General features: G+C 68.6%; 13 protein-coding genes. 11 read left to right on the forward strand and 2 right to left on the reverse strand.

Features of this window, described 5'->3' with window-relative positions:
• Window positions 1-62: 62 nt before the first annotated feature.
• On the reverse strand, window positions 63-713 hold the full coding sequence (locus tag ACZ5ZX_RS39375; RefSeq protein WP_465507086.1) for a MerR family transcriptional regulator: 651 nt from the start codon (window positions 711-713) through the stop codon (window positions 63-65).
• A gap of 119 nt (window positions 714-832) precedes the next feature.
• Between ACZ5ZX_RS39375 and ACZ5ZX_RS39380 the strand changes: the two genes are divergently transcribed.
• The 3 genes from ACZ5ZX_RS39380 to ACZ5ZX_RS39390 are packed head-to-tail and all read left to right on the forward strand — an operon-like array spanning window position 833 to window position 3,014.
• Window positions 833-1,807, forward strand: coding sequence for a hypothetical protein (locus ACZ5ZX_RS39380; RefSeq protein WP_465507087.1), 975 nt, complete (start codon window positions 833-835; stop codon window positions 1,805-1,807).
• Window positions 1,804-2,232 carry an ABA4-like family protein gene (locus tag ACZ5ZX_RS39385; protein WP_465507088.1) on the forward strand — a complete coding sequence of 143 codons (429 nt, stop codon included), beginning with the start codon at window positions 1,804-1,806 and terminating at the stop codon, window positions 2,230-2,232. Before ACZ5ZX_RS39380 ends, ACZ5ZX_RS39385 begins: the two co-directional genes overlap by 4 nt.
• The gene (locus tag ACZ5ZX_RS39390; RefSeq protein WP_465507089.1) at window positions 2,229-3,014 is read left to right on the forward strand and encodes a purine-nucleoside phosphorylase; all 786 of its coding nucleotides are present in this window, start codon (window positions 2,229-2,231) and stop codon (window positions 3,012-3,014) included. Before ACZ5ZX_RS39385 ends, ACZ5ZX_RS39390 begins: the two co-directional genes overlap by 4 nt.
• Before the next feature lie 86 nt (window positions 3,015-3,100).
• On the opposite strand, the gene ACZ5ZX_RS39395 is transcribed toward ACZ5ZX_RS39390, so the two are convergent.
• Window positions 3,101-4,255, reverse strand: a complete 1,155-nt coding sequence (locus ACZ5ZX_RS39395; protein WP_465507090.1) for a glycosyltransferase — start codon at window positions 4,253-4,255, stop codon at window positions 3,101-3,103.
• A 29-nt stretch (window positions 4,256-4,284) separates the two neighbouring features.
• Here ACZ5ZX_RS39395 and ACZ5ZX_RS39400 point away from each other — a divergent pair, with 29 nt between their 5' ends.
• The 8 genes from ACZ5ZX_RS39400 (at window position 4,285) to hisS (ending at window position 11,810) form a co-directional block, all read left to right on the forward strand.
• On the forward strand, window positions 4,285-5,922 hold the full coding sequence (locus ACZ5ZX_RS39400; RefSeq protein ID WP_465507091.1) for a phospho-sugar mutase: 1,638 nt from the start codon (window positions 4,285-4,287) through the stop codon (window positions 5,920-5,922).
• 10 nt (window positions 5,923-5,932) lie between these two features.
• On the forward strand, window positions 5,933-6,385 hold the full coding sequence (locus ACZ5ZX_RS39405; RefSeq protein WP_465507092.1) for a flavodoxin family protein: 453 nt from the start codon (window positions 5,933-5,935) through the stop codon (window positions 6,383-6,385).
• A gap of 399 nt (window positions 6,386-6,784) precedes the next feature.
• Window positions 6,785-7,180 (forward strand): helix-turn-helix domain-containing protein, encoded by a 396-nt coding sequence (locus ACZ5ZX_RS39410; RefSeq protein ID WP_465507093.1) that lies wholly within the window; start codon window positions 6,785-6,787, stop codon window positions 7,178-7,180.
• The gene (locus ACZ5ZX_RS39415) at window positions 7,177-7,698 is read left to right on the forward strand and encodes a hypothetical protein (RefSeq protein ID WP_465507094.1); all 522 of its coding nucleotides are present in this window, start codon (window positions 7,177-7,179) and stop codon (window positions 7,696-7,698) included. The genes ACZ5ZX_RS39410 and ACZ5ZX_RS39415 overlap by 4 nt, the downstream gene beginning before the upstream one ends.
• Window positions 7,695-8,828 carry an MAB_1171c family putative transporter gene (locus ACZ5ZX_RS39420; RefSeq protein WP_465507095.1) on the forward strand — a complete coding sequence of 378 codons (1,134 nt, stop codon included), beginning with the start codon at window positions 7,695-7,697 and terminating at the stop codon, window positions 8,826-8,828. Before ACZ5ZX_RS39415 ends, ACZ5ZX_RS39420 begins: the two co-directional genes overlap by 4 nt.
• Entirely contained in the window at window positions 8,825-10,009 is a 1,185-nt protein-coding gene (locus tag ACZ5ZX_RS39425) for an amidohydrolase family protein (RefSeq protein WP_465507096.1), read from the forward strand. Before ACZ5ZX_RS39420 ends, ACZ5ZX_RS39425 begins: the two co-directional genes overlap by 4 nt.
• Window positions 10,010-10,097: 88 nt before the next feature.
• Window positions 10,098-10,487: a hypothetical protein gene (locus ACZ5ZX_RS39430; RefSeq protein ID WP_465507097.1), complete on the forward strand. Its 390-nt coding sequence runs from the start codon at window positions 10,098-10,100 to the stop codon at window positions 10,485-10,487.
• 36 nt (window positions 10,488-10,523) lie between these two features.
• Window positions 10,524-11,810, forward strand: coding sequence for a histidine--tRNA ligase (hisS, locus tag ACZ5ZX_RS39435; protein WP_465507098.1), 1,287 nt, complete (start codon window positions 10,524-10,526; stop codon window positions 11,808-11,810).
• The last annotated feature ends 145 nt before the right edge of the window (window positions 11,811-11,955 follow it).

Here is an 11,955-nt window from a genome sequence, read left to right on the forward strand (position 1 = left end):
CGAAGCGACGGCGCGTGTGGGGCTTGTGCAGGTTGCCGGCGCGGTCCGGGTGGGGAACCACCCTACGAACCCGACTCGCTGTCGACGGCGAGCCGGGCGAAATGCTCCTTCGAGGCACGCTGCTGCGCCAGCCTCCGCAGCGCGGAAAGCAGTCTGTCACCGAGCACGGTCTCCACGACGGCGATCTCGATGATCCGCTCCAGCGACTCGACCCCGGCGATGCCCTGGAGGTCGAGGTCGGCGGTCCGGTCGGCGACCTCGGCGTAGTCGTCGAGTTTGTCGAGGTACCAGCCGTGCCCGACGTCCCGGATGGCGCACAGGACGCCGACCAGGGCCTGGATGATCGGATCGTCGGGGTCCTTGCAGGGCCAGCCGCGGCGCCCGGCGAGGTCACGGACGGTGGCGAGCGCCCATTCCCGGCTTTCGTCGTCGACGGTCTGGCGGGCGTTCGTGAGGCCTTCCTGCGCGATGCCGAGGACGCGGTGGGGGCTGGCCTTCCCGGCGTCGACCGCGGCCAGCACCTCGCCGACCGTCGCGAGTGAGAGGCCGCCGATGTCCATCAGTGCCCTGATCAGCTTGATCCGCTGGACGTGCCCGTCGCCGTACTGGGCCTGGTTGGGGCTCGTCCGTTCGCCAGGCGGGACCAGCCCTTCCCGCAGGTAGTACTTGATCGTGGCGACCGGAACCCCGGCTTTGTCGCTCAGTTCCGCCATTCGCACGCGTTGTCGCTCCGATCTCAGGGACGGTTCAGGGTCAACCCTGAAGACTTCTCAGCATGGATAGCTTAACTTCCCATAACGGAGAGCTTGACTATCTATTCAGGGAGGGACCCGTGACCATCTTGACCGACTTCCATGAGAGAACCCGCACCTGGCACCGGGGTTCGTATCGAGCGGCCCAGGCCTTCGCGGTGATCACCGTGCTGTGCGTCCTCGCCCTGATCGTCGACCAGAGGACACTGCACGGTGCGCCGCTCTGGGCGAAACCGTTCAAATTCGCCGTCTCCGGCGCGCTGTACTTCTTCACCTGGAGCTGGCTCGTCTCCCTGCTGCCCAAGTTCCGGCGGACGGCGAACTGGCTGGCGAACGCCCTCGTCGTGATTTTCTCGGCCGAGTACGCGCTGATGGTGTTCCAAGCCCTTCGCGTCCGGGCGAGCCACTTCAACAACGAGACCCCGCTGGACAACGTGATCTTCCAGGTCATGGGCGGGATGATCGCGACGCTGTGGCTGGTCAATCTCGTACTGACGATCGCGGTCCTGTTCAGCCGGACCCCGGACCGCGCGACGGCGTGGGCGGCCCGGCTCGGCGCGCTCCTCGGCATGGCCGGGATCTCGCTGGCGACGCTGATGACCGGCCCCACCCCCGAGCAAAAGGCCGCGATCGAAGCGACCGGGACCTCGGCGATGATCGGGGCGCATACCGTCGGGCTCCCGGACGGTGGCCCCGGCCTGCCGATCCTCGGCTGGAGCACGGTCGGTGGCGACCTGCGGATCCCGCACTTCATCGGTCTGCACGCCCTTCAGGTACTTCCGCTGCTCGCACTCGCCCTCGGCGTCCTGGCCGCGCGCTACCCGCGCCTTCGCGACGGCGTCCTCCGGACACGCCTGGTGCTGATCGCCGGCGCCGGATACGCGGGCCTGCTCGCCCTGCTCACCTGGCAGGCCCTGCGCGGCCAGTCGATCGTCGCCCCCGACGGTCAGACGCTGACGGCCTTCGCCCTACTCGTCGCCGGCGTCGCCTTTAGCGGGCTAATCGCGATCGGGCGGCCCGTGAAGGACCGGGAGCTGGAGGCATCGCTGCGATGAGTGTCGAGACCTTGTTCACCTGGACCTTCCCCCTCGCCACGCCCTTCTGGCTGCTGATGATCTTCCTGCCTGGCTGGTCGTGGACCCGCCGGATCCTGTCCTCGCCATGGGTGCCGCTGCTGCCGCTCGTGCCGTACTTCGCCCTCGCCATCCCCCACTTCGGCGAACTGTGGACGGCGGTGAGCAGGCCGGATCTGGACGTGCTCAGCGCGTTCACCGGATCGCCGTACGGGGCGGCCGCGATCTGGGCCCATCTGATCGCCTTCGACCTGTTCATCGCGCGATGGATGTACTTCGAGGCCCGCGAGCACCGGATCCATCCGCTGGTGACCGGCCCGATCCTGGCGCTGACGATCTTCCTGTCCCCGTTCGGGCTGGTGGCGTTCCTGCTCGTGCGAACTGTCCGGATACGCTCGTCGGCATGAGTGAGAACGAGGTCGCGGCGGCCGCCGCCATCGCCGAACGCACCGGCGTCGAGAAGCACGACATCGCCGTCGTGCTCGGTTCGGGCTGGCGCCCGGCGGCGGACGTCATCGGGGAGCCCGAGGCGGAGATCCCGCTGGGCGAACTGCCCGGATTCGTCGCGCCGGGCGCGGTGGGACACGGGGGAACCGTCCGGTCGGTCCGGGTCGGCGAAAAGCGCGCGCTGATCATGCTGGGCCGCACGCATTTCTACGAGGGCAAGGGCATCGACCCGGTCGTGCACAACGTGCGGACCGCCGCGGCGGCGGGCGCGCGGACGGTGCTGCTGACCAACGCCGCGGGCGGTCTGCGTGAGGGCTTCCACGTCGGGCAGCCGGTGCTGATCTCCGATCACCTGAACCTGACCGCGCGTTCGCCGATCGTCGGCGCGAACTTCGTCGACCTGACGGATCTGTACTCGAAGCGGCTGCGCGACATCGCCCGGACCATCGACCCGTCGCTGGAAGAGGGCGTCTACGCGGGACTGACCGGGCCGCATTTCGAGACTCCGGCGGAGATCCGGATGCTGCGGACGCTCGGTGCCGACCTCGTCGGCATGTCCACGGTGCTGGAGGCCATCGCCGCCCGCGCCGCCGGGGTCGAGGTCTTCGGGCTTTCACTGGTGACCAACCTGGCCGCCGGGATGACCGGGGAACCCCTGAACCACCAGGAGGTCCTCGAAGCGGGCCGCCAGTCGGCCACCCGCATGGGCACCCTCCTCAAGGAACTCGTCGCCCGAGCCTGACCTTTTCGCGCGTGAAGGCCCCCTCCCCTCGGCTGGGTCACTCAAGAGGGAAGGGGGCCTTCACGCGCTTCACAGGTTCTAAGGCTTCAGCCCGCGAACTCGGGCAGCCGCGCGGCGACCTCCGCCGGTGACGGCATCGCGGCGACCTCGTCGGCCAGTTTCCGCGCGGCGGCACGGACGCCGTCGTCGGCGAGCAGCTTTCGCGACTGCTCGAAAATGGCGTCCTCGGTGCCTTCCGCGCCGATGAGCTGACCGCCGACCCCGGCCGCGACCACGGCTTCGGCGTTCGTGAACTGGTCCGCGCCCTGTGGAAGCACCAGCTGGGGCAGAGCCGCGCCGAAAGCCCCCAGCGTCGTCCCGCTTCCACCGTGGTGGACCACGAGGTCGACGTGCGGCAGGAGTTCGGTCTGCGGTACCCACGCCTCGACACGCACGTTCCCCGGGACTTCGCCCAGTTGCGCCGGCTCGACCGTGGGCCCCGCGGCGACCAGGACGTCCGCCTTCAGCCGCGCCAGACCGGCGATGGCCCGCTTCAGCACGCCCTCGTCACCGAAGGCGGTGCCGAGTGTCAGGTAGATCAGCGGACGGCTCTTGTCGCGCCCCAGCACGCCTGCCGGGAGGTCACCCGGCTCGGCCCAGCCGACCGGACGCAGCGGAATTCGTTTCGCCTCGGCCAGGAAATCGGGCGACTGCACCGATTCCGGGCAGATGTCGACGACCGGGTCGCCGAACGAAGGCAGCTTGGCGGTTTCGACGCCGACCTCTTTCGCGTACTCCTCGACGTGATCGTTGATGCGGTCGAGGAGCTCGCTCGGCGAAACCCGGCCGAAACCGTGCCCGATCGCGGGAATCCCGGCGAGATGGGCGGCGATGGCGCCACCGGGGTTGCCGCTTTCGTAGACGACCAGATCCGGCCGGTACTGCTCCAAGAGCGGCGTCAGGTCGGCGACGAAGCGCCGCGGCAGCACATTTCCGAACACTTGCCCGACCACGGGATAAACCGACTCCGGCGGGGCGGTGGGGTCACGGGGATCGACGTCGGGACCGAGGAGCGACGCGAACGCTTCGCGAATCCCGAATCCGGCGCTTTCCGTGGCCACACCCGCCTTTTCGACGACCGGCCGCATGTCTTCGCCGGTGGCGAAGAGTACTTCGTGCCCGGCGTCGCGCGCGGCGACGGCGAGCGGTAGTAGGGGATAGAGATGACCATGACTCACCAGAGAAGTGAAGATCAATCGCACCTTTTCCAAGGTACCCGTAGGCTGGCTCGGTGACGACTTCCTTGACCCCGGCGCTCAGGGATCAGGCTTTCCGCTGGATCGCCGATGATCCGGACGACGGCTCCCGCGTCGAACTGCAGAACATCCTCGCCCGCGCGATGGGCGGCGAGGCCGGGGCGGCGGAAGAACTCGCGGACCGGATGGCGGGGCCGCTCGAGTTCGGCACCGCCGGGCTGCGCGGTCCGGTGCGCGCGGGCCCCAACGGGATGAACGTCGCGGTCGTGACCCGGACGACCGCCGGGGTCGCGGACTGGCTGAACGCGCAAGGACATCCGGGTGGTGTCGTGGTGGTCGGCCGCGACGCGCGGCACGGTTCGGAGGCCTTCGCCACGGCCGCCGCCGAAGTACTGACGGCCGCCGGATTCGCGGTGAAGGTGCTTCCACGGCCGCTGCCGACTCCTGTGCTCGCGTTCGCCGTGCCGGAACTCGGCGCGGTCGCCGGCATCCAGATCACCGCATCGCACAATCCGCCCGCGGACAACGGTTACAAGCTTTACGACGCGACCGGCGGCCAGATCGTCCCCCCGTCGGACGGCCAGATCGAGCAGGCCATCGAAGCCGCTCCTCCCGCGATCGGCGTACCGCGCGCGCCCGGCGCCGAGGTACTGGGCGACGAGCTCCTGGACGCCTACCTCGCCAAGGTCGCGCTCCTCCCCCGCGGCGCGGAACGGGAGATCAAGGTCGCCGCGACGGCGCTGCACGGCGTCGGCGCGGAGACCCTGCGCGCGGCGTTCGACCGGGCCGGGTTCACCGATCTGCATCAGGTGACCCAGCAGGCCACCCCGGATCCCGATTTCCCGACGGTCTCCTTCCCGAACCCGGAGGAACCGGGCGCGACGGACCTTTTGCTCGCGCTGGCGTCCGAAGTGGACGCGGAGCTGGCGATCGCGCTCGACCCCGACGCCGACCGATGCGCGCTGGGCGTGCGCGAGCGGGACGGTTCGTGGCGGATGCTGCGGGGCGACGAAACCGGCGTCCTGCTCGGCTGGCACGTTCTGTCCACTGTGGACACTGAAGATCCGTTGGTGGCCACGACGATCGTGTCGTCGTCGATGCTCGGCGAGGTCGCGAAGGAATTCGGAGCGCGCTACGCGGAGACCTTGACCGGGTTCAAGTGGCTGGTCCGCGCGGGCGAGGGACTCGTGTTCGCCTACGAAGAGGCGCTCGGTCTCTGCGTGAACCCCCATTTCGTGCGGGACAAGGACGGCATCTCCGCCGCCGTGTTCGCCGCCGGGCTGGCCGCCTCCCTCCGCGCGGCCGGCCGAGGCCTGCTGGACGTCCTCGACGAACTGGCCGTGCGGCACGGGGTGCATGTGACGGATCAGGTCTCACTGCGGGTCACCGATCTGTCGGTGCGGGAGAAACTGATGGCCAGTCTGCGCGCCACTCCCCCGGCGTCGGTGGCGGGCACCGACGTCACGATGGAGGATCTCCTGCCCGGCGCCGACGTCCTCCGCCTGACCGGTGAAGGCCTGCGCGTCGTGATCAGGCCGTCCGGGACCGAGCCGAAACTGAAGGCGTACCTCCAGGTGAAGCAGCCGGTTTCCGGCGACCTCGCCGGAGCACGCGCCACCGCCGAAACCCGGCTGGCCGCGGTCCGTGCCGACATCGAGTCCCGGCTGGCCTGAGGATCGGTCCATGGCGAAGCTGCTGATCGTGCACCACACGCCGTCGCCCTCGACGCAGGCGATGTTCGAAGCCGTGCTCTCCGGCGCGAAGCATCCGGACATCGAGGGCGTCGACGTGGTGCGCCGTCCGGCGCTGGCCGCGACCGTGCCCGACGTCCTCGAAGCCGACGGCTATCTGCTCGGCACCCCGGCGAACCTCGGTTACATGTCGGGGGCGCTGAAGCACTTCTTCGACACCGTCTATTACCCGTGCCTGGATTCCACGCGGGGACGACCGTTCGGTTTCTTCGTGCACGGCAACAACGACACCGCGGGAACCGTGCGCGGGATCGAGAGCATCACCACCGGCCTCGGCTGGGAACGTGCCGCTTCCCCGGTCCTCGTCACCGGCGAACCAGGCAAAGAGGATCTGGAGGCTTGTTTCGAACTGGGTGGCACTCTCGCGGCCACAGTGATGACCTGACGCATTCAGTCCGCTGAATGCGCTCTATATGTGTCAGTGCTGTCTCGCCCGGCGAGACACTCGGAACGCCCCGGAAAAGTAAGGGGCCTGTCACCGGAAGCCCTGGGGGTCGACCTCCGGCAACAGGCCTAGGTCAAGGGTTCGCCGTGACGGCGATCGACCTTGACCACCAAAGCGTACTACACCCAGCACGATCTTGTGCACCCACCGGGGAAAACGCCTCTCGCTCCGTACTCCGTGCACCCCCAGGGCACGGATTCCGGAGAGAGAGGCCGGGCACGGTCCGAAACCGCTTGACAACTGTAAACCACTGCATACAGGCGCTGTCAACAGCTGCGGACAGGCCGGATCGCGTTACACTCCCACTACGGAACGGGACGATGAAATGAACGGGGGGTCATGTCGCCGCACCAGACCTTCGCCGAGAAACTCAGCGCGCTGATCGATTCGGTGCGCGCCGACGAGGGTGCCCCGCACAGTTATCGCGAGCTGTCCGCGGCGATCGACCGCGCGGGTGGCCCCGCGATGTCGCCCGCGTATCTCCAGCAGCTCGCCACCGGCAAGCGGGTCAATCCGAAGATCCACTACGTCGAGGCTCTCGCGAGGCTCTTCGGCGTCCCCGTCACCTACTTCTTCGACGACCAGGAACCCCAACCAGCCGGGGAAGCGAAGCTCATGGCCATGCGCGCGCAGGAGCTTTCGCCGCAGGGCCGTCGTCAGGTCATGGACCTGCTGGAACTCGTCGAACGATACGAACGCGCCGCCGAACGCGAGCATCCTGGCGAAAACCGATGAAGGAACGCGAGCTCCGCAAACGCTGCCGGAAGATGCTGAACAAGCTCGACATCGAACCGCCGCTCGACGTCGGCGTGCTCTGTGAGCGGCTCGGCGATCAGCGGGGCAGGCCGATCCGGCTGATGCCGTATCCGCTGGAGGTGCCCGGCCCGTTCGGCTGCTGGATCGCGACCGGCTCCGCGGACTACATCTTCTTCCAGCAGGAGACCACGAAGTCCCATCAGGATCACATCATCCTGCACGAACTCGGGCATATGCTCGCCGATCACCACCCCGGCGGCGACGCCCAACCCGCCGACTTCCTGCGCGGCCCGGCACCGGGCCTCGACGGCGACGCCGTCCATCGCGCGTTACGCCGCACCTCCTACGATGAGGCGCACGAATGGGAAGCCGAGACCGTGGCGACGATCATCCTCGAATGGGCGTCGGTCTTGAACTACACGATCCCCCGTCGCGCCGACGACGATGACGTCCGCCGCGTCCAAGGCGCGCTGGGCGACCATCAAGGGTGGCTGTGAACGCGCTGTTCTCTCCCGTCAACATCGTGGCGATGGCGCTGTTCGCGACCGCGCTCGCCTGGCGGATCTACCAGACGTACCGGGCGCCGCGGGTGCTCCCGAACTGGGCGATCACCGTCACGATCGTCTGTGTCGCCGGTTCCTTCCTCGCCCAGCAGAAGGTGATCTCCGGCTGGCTCGACGGGCTGACCGGCAAGGGCACCGGACGCCTGGTCAACAACATCCTGCTCGCCTTCGGGGTGTGCGCGCTGTTGCTCGTCTTCCTCGGCTCCGCGCTGGGGCCGCGCAGGCCACGACGGGTCCTGTTCGAACTGGTCCCGCTGTCCGGCGCGATCGCGCTGATGCTGGTCGCCATGGCCATCACCCCGCCGGAGGCACGCGGGCTCGCGCTGAGCCCGAAGCTCGTGCACGAGCCCGGCGTCGCGCTGTTCTACCTCGGGGCCGGGCTGTACCTGATCTACGGCCTCGCCGCCTGCGCCTGGTGGATCTTCCGGTACATCCGCACCGCGGACCGGCATCTGCGGACCGGGTTGAAGCTCAGCGCCGCCGGGCTGATCTGCCTGTCGGCGGGCAGCGTCTTCCGCGCGCTCTACATCGTGATCGCCTGGGCGTTCGGGCCGTCGATCCCGATTCTGCTCGTCGTCGCCGTCCCGCTGGTGATCCTCGGGATCGTGCTCTTCCTCGCGGGGATCACCTATCCCGGCGCCCGCGCCCGGTTCGCCGCGCTGCGCCGCCGTCGCCAGCATCGGCTCCACCACGAACGGCTCACCCCCTTGTGGACCGCGCTGGCCGAGGTCTATCCGAACATCGTGCTCCGGAGCACGCCGCAAAGGCGGTGGGAGCGCTGGCGCCCGCGCACGGTCCACCGCCACTACTACCGCCGCGTGATCGAGATCCGTGACGGACTCGTGCAGCTGAGCCCGTACCTGGAAACCGACCTCACCGCGCTCGCCGTCGACGACCCGCTGGCGGCGGCGGAGGCACTGAAGACGGCGATCGCCAGGCAAGCCGCGGGTGAAGAGACCGACGGACGGGCGAAACTCGTGCTCCCCGGCGGCGGCGCGGACATCGAATCCGACGTGCGGCCGTTGCTCGCGCTTTCGGCCGCGGTGGCGAGGAACGGGGCATGACCTTGCAGCTTTTGCTGACGGCGAGCCGGATCCTGCCGCGTCCGGGCACCCCGGTCGAAGACGGCGCCGTGCTCGTCGACGGCGACCGGATCCTCGCGGCGGGCCCGCGCGCCGAAGTCACCGCACAGGCCTCACCGGAGGCCGAGAAACTCGACTTCCCCGGCGCGACGCTGATGCCCGGCCTGTTCAACGCCCACGTGCACCTGGCGTTCGACGCCACCCGCGAAATGCTCCCGAACTTCCTGGCGAGCGACGACACCGCCTTGCGCGCGGGCGCGCGGGAACGCCTGGATCAGCTGCTGCGCAGCGGGGTCACGACGGTGCGGGACCTCGGCGATCGCGCCGCACTCGGCGCGCGGGTCCGGGCGGAACTCGAAACCGAAGGCGTGACGGCCCCGCGGCTGCTGACCGCGGGCTCCCCGCTGACCGTCCCAGGTGGACACTGCCATTTCTTCGGCGGCGAGGTCGGCGACGACGACGCCATCCGCGAATTGATCGACGCGAACGCGGCCGCGGGCGCCGACGTCGTCAAGGTGATGGCCAGCGGTGGCCAGATCACCGAAGGCGGCGCGGACATGTGGGAGTCCCAGTTCGACGTCCGCGCGCTCCGCCTGATCGTCGGCCACGCGGCGCGCCACGGCCTCCCGGTCGCCGCGCACGCCCATGGCGCCGACGCGATCGAAGCGTCGGTCGAAGCCGGGGTCCGCACGATCGAGCACTGCACCTGGATGACCGGGCCTCAACGGCAGGACAGGCGCGAAAACGTCGCGAAGCGGATGGCCGCCGAGGGCATCGCGGCGTGTTCGACCAGCAGCCGCAACTGGCGGATGCTGGCCGAGCGCATGGGCGAGGACCTCGCGAAGAACGTCTACGGACGGCTCACCTGGCTGGAGGAACTGGGTGTCCCGCTGCTGTCGGGGACGGACGCCGGACTGCCCGGTTCGGTCTTCGACGACCCCGTCGGCGCACTCGAACTCTACGAATGGCTGGGGTTCGGCCGTCGCCGGATCCTGGAGATCGCGACCGAGGACAGTGCCGCCGGACTCGGCCTCGGCGACGTCACCGGACGGCTCGCTCCCGGTCTGAGCGCCGACGTCCTGGTCGTCGACGGCGATCCGCTCGCCGATCTGTCCGCCCTGCGGAACGTCCGCCTGGTCCTCGCTCGCGGCTCCCGTCCCTGATTCCCGAAAGCGGGACGCCCACTTTGGTGACAGCGTTTTAAAACAGTGTTATCGTTGCCTTCGCTCCCACCCCACGAAGGGAAGAACCATGGAAGGCCCGATCAGGCTGTTCACGGTCATCGCGCTCGTTTCCTTGCCGACGGTGATGTACGGCGGCTACGCGCTGATGGGCGTCATGCGCGACCGGAAACTGACCGAACACCAACGCGCGATGTTCCGCGCCGGCCACGCCCACGCCGGTGTCCTGCTGGTACTGGCGCTGGTCGCGCTGCAGATCCTCGGGCAGACCGGGCTTTCGGTCACCGCGCGGTGGATCGTGTGCTTCCTGCTGCTGTTCGGCGTCCTCGCCCAGTCCGGCGGCTTCTTCCTGCACCTGCTGCCGGGAAAGGGCAACCTCGGCGGGCGGGTCACCAGCGCCGGAGCCGTCCTGCTCGGAGCGGCGATACTGACCACCGCGTACGGCGTGGCCTTCCCCTGACAAAACCACTGGAGGCGGCTCGTTAAGCTTGCTGACGTGCCTGAATACCTGCCGACAGCCCCCGTCAAGGGGACCCGCGACTTCCTGCCCGCCGAGATGTCCGTCCGGACGCAGGTGTTCGGCCATCTCTACGACGTGCTCGAACTCCGCGGCTTCCTCCGCTATGACGGGCCGATCCTCGAACCCGCCGAGATCTACGAGCGGAAGTCCGGGCAGGAGATCGCGGACCAGCAGCTCTACACGCTGACCACCAAGGGCGGCGAGCGGCTGGCGCTGCGCCCGGAGATGACCCCTTCGGTCGCCAGGATGATCGCGGGCAACGCGAAGTCGCTGCAGTTCCCGGTGCGCTGGTACAGCCACCCGAACTGCCACCGCTACGAGCGGCCGCAACGGGGCCGGGTCCGCGAGCACTGGCAGATCAACGCGGACATCTTCGGTTCGGACAGCGCGAACGCCGAGATCGAGATCTTCGAGCTCGTCCACGACATGATGGGCGCGCTCGGGGCGACCCCGGACATGTTCCAGGTGCGGGCCAACGACCGGAACCTGCTCTCTTCGGCGCTCACCGACATCGTCGGGGTGACACCCGAGCAGCTGCCCCAGGTGTTCACCCTGGTGGACCGCTGGGAGAAGTCGGACCGCACGAAGCTGAGCGACACCGCGGCCGAAGCGGGCCTGACCGACAAGCAGTTCGAGAAGCTGACCGAGATCCTCTCGTCCGGCACCGCGCTCCTCGACGAGCTTCCGGAGCAGGTCAAGGAGAACTCGAACCTGGTCAAGGTGCTGAACAGTGGCGCCGCGGACCTGATCAAATTCGATCCGATGATCGTGCGCGGGCTCGCGTACTACACCTCGACCGTGTTCGAGGTCTTCGACACCTCGCCGGAGAACCGACGGGCCCTCTTCGGTGGCGGGCGGTACAGCGACCTGGCGTCGATGTTCACGTCGCAGCAGATCCCCGGGATCGGTTTCGGCATGGGTGACGTCACGCTGATCGACTTCCTCGACACCCACGAACTGACGCCGAAACCGCGCAGCGAAGCCGATGTCGTGGTGATCCCGGTGGTCGAAGAGCTCACCGACGCCGCCCGCGACGTCGCCGGGCGACTGCGCAAGGCCGGTCTGCGGACGTCCACGCCCATCGAACTCCGCAAGCTGGGCAAGGAACTCACCCGGGCCGACAAGGCCGGGGCGCGGGCCGTGGTCATCGTCGGCCAGGAGGACTGGGACGCCGGGAACGTGACCGTCCGCAGTCTCGCCACGCGCGAGCAGCGGACCGTGACCGTCGACGAAGCGGTTTCGACGGTCACTTCCCTGCTCTGACAACGCTGGCCTGGCGCCGCTCGGTACAGGTGGTCGTGAGTGGCGATTCGGGTTGGTATCAACAAAAAGAAAAAAACACCACCCCCCCCCACCCCAACACCACCGCGTTGGTGGCGGTTTTTGTTAGCGCGAAGCCGGTAGATGC

Source organism: Amycolatopsis sp. NPDC033938, from assembly GCF_055575975.1.